Origin of the sequence: Chryseobacterium sp. CH25, from assembly GCF_004119455.1 — a bacterium.
In the GTDB taxonomy this organism is placed as follows: domain Bacteria; phylum Bacteroidota; class Bacteroidia; order Flavobacteriales; family Weeksellaceae; genus Chryseobacterium.
This window is the reverse complement of sequence record NZ_NRQT01000006.1, coordinates 214,289-227,877: the sequence shown is the minus strand read 5'-3', so window position 1 is coordinate 227,877 and position 13,589 is coordinate 214,289. Positions and strand designations below refer to the sequence as shown.

At 34.8% G+C, this 13,589-nt stretch carries 10 protein-coding genes, 2 tRNA genes and 2 pseudogenes; 7 read left to right on the top strand and 7 right to left on the bottom strand.

Annotated elements, in window-relative coordinates:
• Positions 1 to 911: 911 nt before the first annotated feature.
• Positions 912 to 985 (bottom strand) — tRNA-Asn (locus BOQ64_RS16105).
• A 544-nt stretch (positions 986 to 1,529) separates the two neighbouring features.
• Between BOQ64_RS16105 and BOQ64_RS16100 the strand changes: the two genes are divergently transcribed.
• The 3 genes from BOQ64_RS16100 to BOQ64_RS16090 are packed head-to-tail and all read left to right on the top strand — an operon-like array spanning position 1,530 to position 3,432.
• Positions 1,530 to 2,225 (top strand): class I SAM-dependent methyltransferase, encoded by a 696-nt coding sequence (locus BOQ64_RS16100; RefSeq protein ID WP_129059201.1) that lies wholly within the window; start codon positions 1,530 to 1,532, stop codon positions 2,223 to 2,225.
• Positions 2,222 to 2,647 (top strand): hypothetical protein, encoded by a 426-nt coding sequence (locus BOQ64_RS16095; RefSeq protein WP_129059200.1) that lies wholly within the window; start codon positions 2,222 to 2,224, stop codon positions 2,645 to 2,647. Before BOQ64_RS16100 ends, BOQ64_RS16095 begins: the two co-directional genes overlap by 4 nt.
• Positions 2,648 to 2,688: 41 nt before the next feature.
• Entirely contained in the window at positions 2,689 to 3,432 is a 744-nt protein-coding gene (locus tag BOQ64_RS16090) for a hypothetical protein (protein WP_164975820.1), read from the top strand.
• Positions 3,433 to 3,484: 52 nt separating this feature from the next.
• On the opposite strand, the gene BOQ64_RS16085 is transcribed toward BOQ64_RS16090, so the two are convergent.
• The 3 genes from BOQ64_RS16085 to BOQ64_RS16075 all read right to left on the bottom strand — a co-directional run bounded on the left by BOQ64_RS16085 (position 3,485) and on the right by BOQ64_RS16075 (position 5,667).
• A tRNA-Asn gene (locus tag BOQ64_RS16085) sits at positions 3,485 to 3,558 on the bottom strand.
• 80 nt (positions 3,559 to 3,638) lie between these two features.
• Positions 3,639 to 5,120, bottom strand: coding sequence for an RIP metalloprotease RseP (gene rseP, locus BOQ64_RS16080; protein ID WP_129059198.1), 1,482 nt, complete (start codon positions 5,118 to 5,120; stop codon positions 3,639 to 3,641).
• Between the two features lie 106 nt (positions 5,121 to 5,226).
• Positions 5,227 to 5,667, bottom strand: coding sequence for a DUF6646 family protein (locus BOQ64_RS16075; protein ID WP_129059197.1), 441 nt, complete (start codon positions 5,665 to 5,667; stop codon positions 5,227 to 5,229).
• Positions 5,668 to 5,854: 187 nt separating this feature from the next.
• On the opposite strand from BOQ64_RS16075, the gene BOQ64_RS16070 reads away from it, so the two are divergent.
• Positions 5,855 to 6,607 carry a nitrilase-related carbon-nitrogen hydrolase gene (locus BOQ64_RS16070; RefSeq protein ID WP_129059196.1) on the top strand — a complete coding sequence of 251 codons (753 nt, stop codon included), beginning with the start codon at positions 5,855 to 5,857 and terminating at the stop codon, positions 6,605 to 6,607.
• 43 nt (positions 6,608 to 6,650) lie between these two features.
• Here the strand turns inward: BOQ64_RS16070 and BOQ64_RS16065 are convergent, their stop codons facing one another.
• The 3 genes and pseudogenes from BOQ64_RS16065 to BOQ64_RS16055 form a co-directional block, all read right to left on the bottom strand.
• Positions 6,651 to 6,950 carry a thioredoxin family protein gene (locus BOQ64_RS16065; RefSeq protein ID WP_129059195.1) on the bottom strand — a complete coding sequence of 100 codons (300 nt, stop codon included), beginning with the start codon at positions 6,948 to 6,950 and terminating at the stop codon, positions 6,651 to 6,653.
• 18 nt (positions 6,951 to 6,968) lie between these two features.
• Positions 6,969 to 7,340 carry a rhodanese-like domain-containing protein gene (locus BOQ64_RS16060; protein ID WP_164975819.1) on the bottom strand — a complete coding sequence of 124 codons (372 nt, stop codon included), beginning with the start codon at positions 7,338 to 7,340 and terminating at the stop codon, positions 6,969 to 6,971.
• Between the two features lie 4 nt (positions 7,341 to 7,344).
• A pseudogene (locus tag BOQ64_RS16055) lies at positions 7,345 to 8,753 on the bottom strand (MBL fold metallo-hydrolase).
• A 356-nt stretch (positions 8,754 to 9,109) separates the two neighbouring features.
• Between BOQ64_RS16055 and BOQ64_RS16050 the strand changes: the two are divergent.
• The 3 genes and pseudogenes from BOQ64_RS16050 (at position 9,110) to lysA (ending at position 13,463) form a co-directional block, all read left to right on the top strand.
• Positions 9,110 to 10,635, top strand: a pseudogene (locus tag BOQ64_RS16050) (helicase HerA-like domain-containing protein).
• 142 nt (positions 10,636 to 10,777) lie between these two features.
• Positions 10,778 to 12,001 carry a PolC-type DNA polymerase III gene (locus tag BOQ64_RS16045; RefSeq protein WP_129059193.1) on the top strand — a complete coding sequence of 408 codons (1,224 nt, stop codon included), beginning with the start codon at positions 10,778 to 10,780 and terminating at the stop codon, positions 11,999 to 12,001.
• Between the two features lie 259 nt (positions 12,002 to 12,260).
• Positions 12,261 to 13,463: a diaminopimelate decarboxylase gene (gene lysA / locus BOQ64_RS16040; protein WP_185147083.1), complete on the top strand. Its 1,203-nt coding sequence runs from the start codon at positions 12,261 to 12,263 to the stop codon at positions 13,461 to 13,463.
• Positions 13,464 to 13,589 lie beyond the last annotated feature (126 nt).

The following is a 13,589-nucleotide window of genomic DNA, read 5'->3' as shown; positions in this document are numbered from 1 at the left end:
CCGAACACAGAAGTTAAGCCCACCAGCGCCGATGGTACTGCTAACGCGGGAGAGTAGGCCGCCGCCAGTTTTTATTTTATTTTTAAAAGTCTCATACAGTAATGTGTGAGACTTTTTTTTGTTCTATACTTACTATACCCAAGCAAATCATATCACTATAACAATCACTACCACTAACTCAACATATGAATAATAAGCAATGAGTAATGCAGGGTGTTCTCAAAACAGGACTTGTTACAATCTATAGTATATAATGTCTTATCCTCATCCTTTCACTCACTCATTCATTCTTTTCTTTACCGTATATTCTTTATTGCTGTATCGCTATTCCAGATTTATGATCTATTCTTACTTGTATTATGGATCTATTTCCTGGTATCATTACTTCTGATAAACCATCTGATTTTGTCATCCTGGAAGGAGCTAAACAAATTATTGAACGGGAAGTAAGAGCTACAAATTTATATAATACTTCGCATTATATTTAGGATAACTATTCGATAGATATTTGATTATTTAAAAATTAATTACCGGATTATTTTATTAATCAGCTCATGCTTTTTTTAGGCTTAAAAATAACTGATTATATAGATTCTGACCCTGTGCATCTAATTTTGAATTAACGTCGAAAATGACGTTTATTTGATGTAATGAATACTAGTTCATTTTATGTTGGTGAGAAATTTAAAAAATAAGTATATGTAATAACAGTAAATGATGGTTTCTGTGAATTTTGATTTTGAATCAATATTTTTTCAGAATGCTTATATGATAAAGCGCTGATTAGTGTATAAAGAAAAGTAGATTGAATTTACCAATTAGTAATCTTGAATAGGCTTAATGATTTTAAAACCATAGCTTTCCAAATGAATAGAAATAAAAAAAGACCTACATTTCTGTAAGTCTTTTTGCTCCTCCTGCTGGGCTCGAACCAGCGACCCTCTGATTAACAGTCAGATGCTCTAACCAACTGAGCTAAGGAGGAATGTCCTTTGTTTTAAGTGGTGCAAATATAGTAGGAATATCGGTACCAAGCAAGTTTTTGGCCTTTAATATTTAACAAAAATTGCTATTGCTTTATTTTTCAATAAATTAAATTTTCATTAAATAGTTATGATTTTAAAAATAGGTAAGAAAATCTACTTCTAATGGGCCGTTTTGTAGATACAGGAAGTCTTTTACTTAAATAAAAATGATGAGAGATCTGAGGTTCTTCAATCTACCATTTAATTCTTTCACAACTATCCTAAGATACTGTTTTTATTTTATGTTTGAAATTAGCCTAGTACAGGCTTAATCAGAGGTGTTTTTCATGATTGATGGGTAGTTAAATCTATAAATTCTTTTTTTCAATGAATTTATAGGGTCTTAATGCCTGGTTTATGAAGTTTGGCAAAAGAATATTTTCCTATCAGTGAATTATTTTACTTTCTTAATTTATTAAAAGGTTTTCTGGATTTTAGTTTATTTTGAAGGGATGTATCATTTTTTGTTATATTTGGTGTAATCCTTAATCTTATCTTAAATTTATGAAATCTTCATTTAAAGAGAAATTTTATGAACACATTGACGATGAACATAAACTTTATTATATAACACCCTTTATTGATGAAATTTCTGATTTTTTAAACAAAAATAAGGATTACTACAGCGTTCTGGATTTTGGGTGTGGGTTTGGTGAACTGTCAGATGTTTTCTTTCAGACAGGTTTTGAAGTGATAGGAATGGATTCGGATTCAGATAGAATAAAAGAAGCACAAACAAAGTATCCTGGTATTAATTTTTTGAATTACAGCTATACAGATTCACTTCCTTTTGATAATGGTTCGTTTGATGTGATTTTTTCCAGCAGTGTTCTGCAATATATAGACCATGATATTTTTTTTGAAGAATGTCTTAGGGTTTTGAAAAAAGGGGGCTGCGTTATTTTTCTTGAAAATCTAAAAAATAATCCAATTACACGGATTGGAAGAGCATACTTGAAGCTAAAAAAATATGATTATCAATCATATCCCTGGAATCATTTAACATTAAAGGAGATTGAGGGAATGAAGAGATTTTTTAATCTGATTACAGTGAGGACTTATCATATTTTTGGCCCTTTATTCTATATATCCAGATTTAGATTTCTTAAATCTGTTTTACAAAAGACTGATAAGATTTTGATGAATTTTAATTTTACAAAACATATTTCCTGGCTGGCTTTAATTATTGGTAAAAAATGATCACAAGAAAATACTCTAAAATAAATGTTTTTAATCTCATTCCGTTTGTTTATGACATATTGAAATCGAATAAAGGAGAAGAGCTTTTGTCATTTATGATATGGGAGATTTCAAGGCGTTTGCTTAGCAGGACCACAAGCCAGATTAAATTTGATAATATTCTTCCTGATATAATCATTGAGGGGAATATTAAGACCTTAGAGCCGGTTTCAAATACAAAACTTCATGAGTGTTCAGTAGATTTTAATCTTGCAATTTTTGATGAAGAAAATAGGGTACTGGGCTCCAGGGTTAGTTACCCTACAAGACTCTTCTCCCAGGACCTATATGGAAATATTGTAGAACGCTTTGATTTCGGAACCACTATCAAATGCATTTTCAAGGATAAAAAAATAATATTTTTGTCTGTAGTAATGGAATAGTATTTAAATCCGATGATTCTGGGCTGAATTTCAGGGAAGTTTTGAAATTTTCTTCAGATGAAAGTCTATTTCTATTTGAAACAGTAACTGAAACGGAAAATAATGAAATATTAATAGGAGAATATGCAAACATTAAAAATGATGGAAAATGGGTTTTTGTTGGATATCTTTATATATCAAATGATGAAGGAGAGACTTGGCAGAAATCTGATTTTTTAAAGCAAAAAATAAACAAGCATATTCACATCATAAAATGGGTTAAACAGTTAAAATGTTTAATTCTTACTGAAGGAGATGATAAGAAGGGAATATGGGTCAATAAATCAAATAATTATTTATCCCAAAGTATCAATGAAAGTTCCGGGTGGTTCAGACTGAATAGATTCCATATCCAAAAAGGTGGGTATACCGGTTTTGTTGAGACTCCGGAAAATATAGTATTAGGGACAGACTATTATCATGGTACAAACTTTATCGTATCTACAACCGATCTTAAAACCTTTGATTTTGCAATGGTTCCTGATCCATATAGAAGATCAGCAATATTCAGAATGGTCTATTTAGATAACCAGACTATTTGGGCGGGATTGTATAATCACCTGCATCCCAATAAAAGTTTACTGATGTATTCGGAGAATTTTGGAAAATCCTGGCATAAGTTTTTAGAATATGACGGTTCTCAGATTAAAATAAGCATGATCAGTAATTCAATGGGAAACCATTTTTATATCCTTGCAGAAGATCTGATATCCAATGAATGCAAAACTTATATCATTTCTCATTAAAGGAAAATAGAGTAAATAAAAAAAGACTTACAGAAATGTAAGTCTTTTTTTGCTCCTCCTGCTGGGCTCGAACCAGCGACCCTCTGATTAACAGTCAGATGCTCTAACCAACTGAGCTAAGGAGGAATGTCCTTTGTTTTAAGTGGTGCAAATATAGGACGAATATTTATACCCTGCAAATATTTTTAGGAAAAAATTCAAAAAAATTATAAAGTTCCTGTAATGGCTTTAATAATATCGCTTCCAAAAATAAGAGCCATTAATCCTAATAGGAATATAACTCCCACCATCTGAGCGTTTTCCAAAACTTTTTGAGGAACCGGTTTGCCTACAATCATCTCGTATAGTGTAAAGATAACATGCCCACCATCAAGTCCCGGAATAGGAATAAGATTCAGGAATGCCAACCATACGGAGAACATTGCTGTAAAGCCCCAGAATGCTGTCCAGTCAATAGAAACACCACCTTGTGCATCTTTGCTTACCGGCATATTCTTTACAATAGCAAGCGGTCCGCCTACTTTTTTATACCCTTGAATTTTTTTATTAAAGATCAGTTTAAACTGCTTGATCTGATATGTTAAGCTCTCAATTGTAAGCGTAAATCCTCTTTTTATAGAACCAAAGAAACCATATTCATTATGAACCATAAATTTCTCAGCTTCTTTGAAAGAAAGAATACCAATCGTTCCTTCTTTAGATACCGGGATTTTAAGATCTTCAATCTGGTTGTTTCTTGATACCTGGAAATCTACTACTTTCCCAGCATTAGGAACTACTAAAGGTTTTACTTCGTCATAGTAAGAAACAGGTTTTCCGTTGATCGCCACAATTTTATCACCTAGTTTTAAACCTGCATCCATTGTAGATTTAGAAACAATAGTGTCAATAACAGGAGACATCCTTGGTGTTAAGAATGATCTTGGCTCCGGATCATGAAATGCCATTACCTTTCCATCATCACTGGTTGGGAAAGTAACTTCTTTTCCGTTTCTGGAAACTGTTATTTCATCACTTAATAAAACGTCTAATGCCAGTTTTTTAAAGTCTTTCTGAACCTTTCCGTCTACTTTCAATATTTTATCACCATCCTGGAAGCCCATTTTCTTGGCAGCAGCAGTATAATGAAGTGGTGTATTGATTTTATCTGCATCAAAAATTGTTTCTCCGTTTTTTCCCACTAAAGCTGAGAATATGATCCACGCTAAGAAGAAGTTTACAGTAACTCCTCCCAACATGATGATCAGTCTCTGCCAAGCTGGTTTAGATCTGAATTCCCAGGATTCTGCCGGTTTTTTCATTTGGGCTGTATCCATACTTTCGTCTACCATTCCGGCAATTTTCACATAACCACCGAAAGGAAGCCATCCGATTCCGTATTTGGTTTGTTCCGGATATTTTCTCCAATCGTCGTCAGAAAGTTTTGATATATCGATAGGAACTTCTTCCTTTTTTCCGTTTACCTCTATCACTTCAGTATCAGGTAGGTTCTGAGAGAAGAATTTGTACTTCCATTTCCCGTTCACTTTCTTCATAGAGAATATGGAGAAGTACGGATCAAAAAACAGGAAGAATTTTTCTGCTCTGGTCTTGAACCATTTTGCCGGTAAGAAGTGCCCAAGCTCATGAAGAACTACAAGTATAGAGATACTCAGAATGAACTGGAAGAGTTTGATTGCTATTTCCATTAATAAATTTTAGATTTTAATTTGCAAAGGTAACAATTATCAAAACTATGCCAAATAAAAAAGCCCCTCGAAACGAGAAGCTTTGTCATATTTCAGGACTATTTGATTATAAATTGAATGAAACTCCAAGACTCCCGTTATTTCCTACCTCTGCAAATACCCCAATTCTTTCTGTAAAGAAGTAGCGGGCACCAATGTGAGCACCAATTCCAAAGTCTTTTCCAACTACTCCTACGTCAACTCCGGGGTAGATATCTAACTTTGGTGGAAGATTTAAGGCTTCCTGCAGGTGAAAATTAAGTCTTCCGAAAACAAAAACGCGGTTATCCTTATCATTGTTCTTGTAATTACTGAAGTATCCATTAAGACCGGCCCCAACAGATATGAGTTTATTCAGTCCGTAGTCGTAAGTTCCCGTTATACCGGTTCCATATCCCCAGGCACTGAGACCCAGTTGAACTTTTTGATCTCCTTTTCCGGTCCACGCTTGAGCATTCGCCGTGATTCCAAAAAAGAACATCAGCACCATAAAAACCAATTTCTTCATAAATTTTATAATTTTTAATGATATTAATAAAAATTACCTGTATCAAAAATGAAACCGAAAGAGACTGAATACTACAAAAATAGCAGACTTTAATAAATATTAAGAATTATAACTCTCTTTTTCTTATTCAACATAAAAGCCGTATTTTTATACTTCACATATAGAATAATTTTAAATAATATAAAAGATGAAGATTGTAGGGCTCAATTTGGATATCATCTGGAAAAATAAAGCTGAAAATTTTAAAATCATAGAGAACGAACTTCAAAATCTTGAAGCAGATCTGTTTTTACTTCCTGAAATGTTTTCAACAGGCTTCTGTATGGATGCGTCAGAAGTTTCAGACAGAAATGAAGAATCTCTGGAGTTTTTAAAGAAGATCTCAAAAGAAAAAAACGCAGCATTTTGTGGAAGTGCTCCGGTAGAAGAAAAGGGTGATTTTTACAACAGAATGTATTTTGTAAAGCCGGATGGAGACGTTTCTTTTTATGATAAAAGACATTTGTTTTCCTTCTCAGGAGAAGATAAGGTATATACTCCGGGAAAGAACAGGGTTGTTGTAGAATATAAAGGAATCCGTTTTTTACTTCAGGTCTGCTATGATCTCCGCTTTCCTGTATTTGCAAGGAATAATGATGATTATGATGCTGTTTTATACGTTGCAAACTGGCCTGAGAAGAGGGTTGCAGCCTGGGAACATCTTTTAAAAGCAAGGGCTATTGAAAACCTTTCTTTTGTATTTGGCCTCAACAGAATCGGGACAGATGGAAATAATCTGTTTTATCAGGAAAGTTCTCACTGCTTCTTTGCAGACGGAAGAGAAATTTCAGATAAAAACGGAAATATTGTATCAGCAGAACTTGATATGGATGAACTGAAAGACTTCAGAACACATTTCCAGTTTTTAAATGACCGCGATCATTTTTCAATTGATTTATAAAAAATAAGGCTGAGTTCATCTAAACTCAGCCTTATTTTTTATCTTATATATATTGTTGCAGAAGTTGCGTTAATGTATTCACATCATGTACTCCGCTTTCCTTCCAAAGAAGTTCACCATTTTTGAATACTGCTAATGTAGGTACCCCTCTTACTCCATATTGTGCTGCAAGAGCAGGGTATTGGTCTACATCTACTTTGATGATTCTGGCTCCTTCGCCTATATTTTCTTTTACAGAATTCAATACCGAAGACTGAACCTTGCAAGGTTGGCACCAAGTGGCAAAAAAGTCAATAAGTACCGGTCTTTCGGAGTTGATGATTTCCTGAAATTTTTGTGACATAGTTTGGGTTTTATTAGTTTATTTTTTATCTGCTTCGTCCTGGATGCCTTTTACATTTTTCCAGCTTGTTCCGTCATAGGCCTCCACTCCGTTTTTCTTTAAAATTTCCATAGCCTGGTCTGCCTGTACTCCTTTATTACAGAAAACAACCACTTTTTTACCCTTTAGCGTTTCAATATTGTTTTGAATTTCTGCTAAAGGAATATTGATGGCAGTTTTAGCCGTTCCTGCCGCATATTGTTCAGGGATTCTTACATCCACCAAAGTTACTTCTGCGTTGGTAACGACTTCCTTTATGTTAGCCTTAGGAGGGTCTGCAGAATGAGTTGTTTTACAGCTGATTAATGCTGAAACAGAAATTAAAGCTATTCCAAAAAAACTAAGTTTCATGAGGTTATGATGTTTTGGATTGGCATACAAAGTCCGTTGTAGGAAGTTTTTCTGTCTTTTTAATACCATTAAAACCACCTTCTATTTCAGTAAAGTTTCTGATTCCGTGTGAATTAAGAATGCTTGCTGCAATCATACTTCTGTATCCGCCTGCACAGTGTAGGAAGAAATGTTCAGAGTCATCAAGATTACGGGCCCAGTCACTGATAGAATCTAAAGGCCTGTTATAAGCATTATCAATATGTTCTGCAGAATATTCTGTCAGTTTTCTAACATCAATTACTTTTGCATCAGCTGTAAACTGTTCTGCAAACTCAGCAGGAGTGATTCTTTTTACTTCATCAATTTCTTTGCCTGCATTTTTCCATGCTTCAAAACCTCCTTGCAGGTATCCTACCACATTATCAAAACCTACACGGCTTAATCTGATGATCACTTCTTCTTCAGTGCCTTCATCAGTTATTAATAGCAATGGATGTTTTACATCTACGATCAACGTTCCTACCCAAGGAGCAAAATCACCTTTTAATCCAATATTAACGGAATTAGGAACAAAGCCTTTATGGAAGTCTGCAGCACCTCTTGTGTCAAGAATTAAAGCTCCGGTTTCTTCTGCCATTGCTTCAAAATCTTCAGGAGATACAGGTTGCAATCCTTTATCCATAACCACATCCAGACTCTCGTAGCCACCTTTATTCATAGCCACGTTCATTCCGAAATATTTTGGGGGAGCAGTAAGGCCATCCAGAACTTCTCTGATGAAAGAAGCTTTATCCGGCTGATTTAATGCGTAGTTTGTCCTTTTTTGGTTACCCAGAATGTCTACTGTTTCTTTCTGCATATTTTTTCCACATGCAGAACCTGCTCCGTGAGCGGGATAAACGGTGATACTGTCATCCAAAGGCATAATTTTGTTCTGAAGACTTTCATACAGAATCCCTGCAAGATCTTCCTGAGTAAGGTTTGTGGCCTTCTGAGCAAGGTCAGGTCTTCCTACATCTCCTAAAAACAGAGTATCTCCAGTGAAGATGGCTGTTTCCTTACCATTTTCATCCATTAAAAGATAAGTGGTACTCTCCATTGTATGTCCTGGAGTGTGAAGTACCTTTATTTTTATTTTTCCAATTTCAAAAATCTGATTGTCTTCTGCAATAATTGCTTCAAATTCAGGGGCAGCCGTAGGTCCATATACAATCGGAGCCCCGGTTTTTTACTTAAATCTAAGTGTCCTGAAACAAAATCAGCATGGAAATGGGTTTCAAAAATATATTTTAAAGTGACATTGTCTTTTTCCAGACGATCCAGGTAAGGTTTTACCTCTCTTAAAGGATCAATAATGACAGCTTCGTTTTCTGATACAATATAATAGGCACCCTGAGCCAGACAGCCCGTATATATTTGTTCAATTTTCATTGGGTATTTTTTTAAAAGTTAAAGATACAAAGTATTAGATAAATTCTAAATCAAATGTTAAATTCAATTGATAGTTTCTTTCAATACTTATGTTAAACGGATGTTTAATGCACTGTTTTTTTCAGCAAAAAGGATGCCTTACATAATTTTAATAGGCGAATGCTGTTTTTTATCATGTTTGCCCGCTGGCAGACAATCTTTTAGCCATACCGGTTTCCTGTTCCGGATACCATGGTTTGAATTTTGCTTAAACAGTGTCAAAACTGTTTCCTTAGGCTATTAATGAAAGTTAGAGAGGAAATAGTATAAAATATTTTATAGAAAATTTTATATTTATAAGTTAAAAAAGCAATCAAATGGCAGACAAAGCACAATTTATTGAAGAATTAAATGCTAGATACACTCCAAAAGGAGAACATATTATATTAGGAAAAGGAATGCTGGATGGGGAAGTAGTTACTGAAGTGAATGTAACCATTCCTTTAAAAACAATCAACCGTCATGGCCTTATTGCCGGAGCCACGGGAACAGGTAAGACCAAAACACTGCAGGTATTTGCAGAGCAGCTTTCTCATCAGGGAATTCCGTCACTTGTACTGGATATTAAAGGCGACTTTTCCGGAATTGCAGAAGCAGGACAGATGAATTCCATTATTGAGGAAAGGTATGCAAAAACCCAGCTTCCTTATACTCCACAAGGATTTCCTGTAGAATTAATGAGCATTTCCGGGGGAAAAGGCATAAAGCTAAGAGCGACCGTAACAGAATTCGGTCCTGTTTTATTAAGTAAAATTCTTGAGCTTAATGATACCCAGCAAAGCATCATGTCTATCGTCTTTAAATATTGTGATGATAAAGGGCTTCCTTTAATTGATCTTAAAGACCTGAAGAAGGTTCTTCAGTATGTAACAGATAACGCACAGGGAAAAGCGGAGCTTGCTGCTAACTATGGTTCAATAGCACCGGCATCTTTGGGAGCTATTTTAAGATCTATTGTGGCTTTGGAACAACAGGGGGCAGGAGACTTCTTTGGAGAGTTGAGTTTTGATGTTCAGGATTTACTGGAAACCAGAGATGGAAAAGGAGTGGTTAATATTTTGAGAGTATCAGACATCCAGAATAAGCCACAGTTGTTTTCTACCTTCATGCTTTCTCTTTTTGCGGAAATCTATATGACGTTCCCGGAAGAAGGAGATAGTGGTAAACCAAAATTGGTACTGTTTATAGATGAGGCGCACTTACTTTTGATGAAGCTTCAAAAACACTCCTTTCTCAGATTGAAACCATGGTGAAACTTATCCGTTCAAAAGGAGTGGGAATTTATTTTATTACCCAGATTCCTGGAGATGTACCGGAAAGCGTTTTGTCTCAATTAGGATTAAAAATACAGCATGCCCTGAGAGGGTTTACAGCAAAAGATAAAAAAGAAATCTCCAAAGCCGTTGAAAACTATCCAACGACAGAGTTTTATAATGCTTCCAATCTGATTCAGAATTTAGGAATTGGTGAAGCGTTTGTAACGGCTTTGGATGAGAAAGGAATTCCAACACCGTTGGTACATACTTACCTGATCTCTCCTGAGTCAAGAATGGATGTTTTAAGTGATGCAGAAGTTACAGAATTAACGTCCAGCTCAGCTATGGTAGCTAAATATGAGCAGGCAATAGATAGAGAATCTGCTTATGAAATGTTAACCAACAGAATGGAACAGGCTGCCCAGAATCCGGTGCCTAACCAAAGAACAAAACCGGTAAAAGAAGAACCGGGAATGTTTGAACAGGTATTGCAAAGCCAGGCAGGAAGAACTTTTACCAATACATTAATGCGAGAGGGAGCAAAAGCTATTCTCGGAATGTTTGGTCTTGGAGGTAGAAGAAGGTAATCTGTAGCTAAATATACTGTAACCTGCTATATTTTGACATATTTTTTGTTACTTTAGCAGGTTATCTTTAACTGATGGGAAAATAATATCGGATTAAAGAGCTAAAACTTTTAATAATAAACACAGCAGTTAACAGAAATCAATGTATTCAATTATAGACATAGAAAGTAATGGTGCAGGTTATAGAAATGAGTGCATTATAGATATCGCTATCTACAGATATGACGGGCAGAAAATTACAGATCAGTTTATATCTCTTGTCAATCCGGAGGGTGATATCACACCATTTGTTCAGAAGTTAACCAGTATTACACCAAAGATGGTGAAAACTGCCCCGAAGTTCCATGAAATTGCTAAAAGAGTTATTGAGATTACCCAAAATACCACATTGGTAGGACATAATATTGATTTTGATTACAGAATGCTTCGTCAATCATTTAAAAGGCTGGGTTATGATTTTAAAATCAATACTTTAGATACTATTCCTTTAGCTAAAAAACTGATTCCTGATGAAGTAAGTTATTCGTTGGGCAAACTGGTAAAGTCATTGGGAATTCCTTTGACTAATCACCACAGAGCCGATGGAGACGCAAGGGCTACACTGGAGTTATTCAAGCTTTTAATATCAAAAGATACAGAGAACGAAATTATCCAGAAGCAGCACGACGAAACCAATGCGAAAACCTATATCAATAAGATTAAGGAATTGACACAGGATCTTCCAAATGATAAAGGTTTTGTGTATTTTCAGGATGAAGCAGGGAGAATTATTTTTTCAGATTACGTTCAGGATATCAATAAATTTTCAAAAAAAGTATTCAACTCCAAGTCAAAAAAATGGGAACAGGTTCAAAAAGATGCTGAACAGATTAATTTTGAGCTTACCGGAACAGATATTATTGCTAAACTGATCCTGAATTCCAAAAATGTTAAGAAGAAAGAGATGTTGCCTTTCGGACTTTATTTCAGAAACAATAAATACGTTGTTGAAAAAAATAAACTGAATAAAACGGAAAAGCCAATTCTGAAATTCAGATCATTTACTCAGGGTACAAAAGCCGTTCAGTTTATTGGCGCTCAGGAAGAATATAGTGATGCTGCTGTATTAAAACAGAAAATAGAGTTCAGGAAAAGAAATGAACTTTGGTTGGGTACCGGAAGAAAATTAGGAGAGAAATTATTTTTAATTATTGAAAACGGAAAGGTAATGTCCTTTGGTTTTTATGAACTGTTTACGCAGATACAGACGATGAGTAAACTTGGCAAATTAAAAATTGATCTTCAGTTGTCTTCAGCAGATTTGAATAATGAACTGCAGTTAGCTCTCCTGCGTGGGGATTTTGAGACACTACCACTGCCAAAATAATAGAGAAATTGATGTCTTAAATTTTGATTAGAAAGAAGATACTTTTAAAATCAATTTTCTCAGAATAAAAAATAAATAGTATTTTTGCAAAAATAAGTAGAAGCAATGCAAATTTTTAAACAAATAAAAACTGGAAAAAAGGGGGCTATTAAGTTCTCTAAGGTTTGGAATATTTAAAAGACTTGTCTTGCATAAAAAATAATCAATGTGGCAGGCTCTTTTACTAAGAATCTGCCTTTTTTTATGTTAAAATGAAATTATGAATTCACAAGAATTATTAAAGATCGCCAATGAGTTTGGCACACCAGTGTACGTTTACGATGCTGAATCCATCAAAGTTCAATACGAAAAACTTACATCTTCTTTTTTAAAACATACTAAGTTCTTCTATGCAGCAAAGGCGTTGACAAACATCAATATCCTTAAGTATGTCAAGAAGCTGGGTGCATCTTTGGATTGTGTATCTATTAATGAAGTCAAATTAGGATTAAAGGCAGGATTTCCAAAAGAAAAAATATTATTTACTCCCAATTGTGTTGACTTAGCTGAAATAGAGGAAGCAATGTCATTCGGAGTTCATATTAACATTGATAACATTTCTATTCTTGAGCAGTTCGGGAATAAATACGGAAATTCTTATCCTATTTTTGTTAGAATCAACCCACATATCTTTGCCGGAGGAAACTACAAAATTTCAACAGGTCATATAGATAGTAAGTTTGGTATTTCTATTCACCAGCTTCGTCACATTGAAAGAGTGATGAAGAGCACGAACCTTAATGTTGAAGGACTTCACATGCACACAGGAAGTGAGATCAAAGACCCTGAAGTTTTCCTTCAGGCCCTGGATATCATGCTTGAACTTTCTGAGCATTTCCCTAATCTGAAATATCTGGATATGGGAAGCGGTTTCAAAATTCCTTATCAGGATAGTGAAGAAGAAACTGACGTTAAAACATTAGGAAGAAAAGTAGAAAAAGTTCTGGGCGATTTTGCAAAAACAACAGGCAGAAAATTTGAACTATGGTTTGAGCCAGGAAAATTCTTAGTAGGAAAAAGCGGATATCTGTTGGTAAAAGCTAATGTTATCAAGCAAACTACTGCTACTGTATTTGTTGGGGTGAATTCAGGATTTAATCACCTGATCCGTCCAATGTTCTACGATTCTTACCATAGAATTGAAAACCTATCCAATCCAAAAGGAGCAGAAAGAATTTATACCGTTGTAGGAAATATCTGTGAGACGGATACTTTTGCATGGGATAGAAAATTAAACGAAGTAAGAGAAGGCGATATTCTGGCGTTCCACAACGCTGGAGCATATGGTTTTGAAATGAGCTCAAACTTCAATTCAAGATTAAAGCCTGCTGAGGTCCTATTCCTTGATGGAAAAGCTCACCTGATCCGTAAAAGAGACGAATTTGAAGACTTACTAAGAAACCAGATTGAAGTAGTTATCTAGTCAATAGAAATAATAAATAGATGAACGGCTGCCTTTTTGGTGGCCTTTTTTACTTTTAATAACTGTTTAGAGCTTTTTAAACTTAAAATTAAGATGGGGCTTCTGAAGCTACAGACTTTAAGAAAA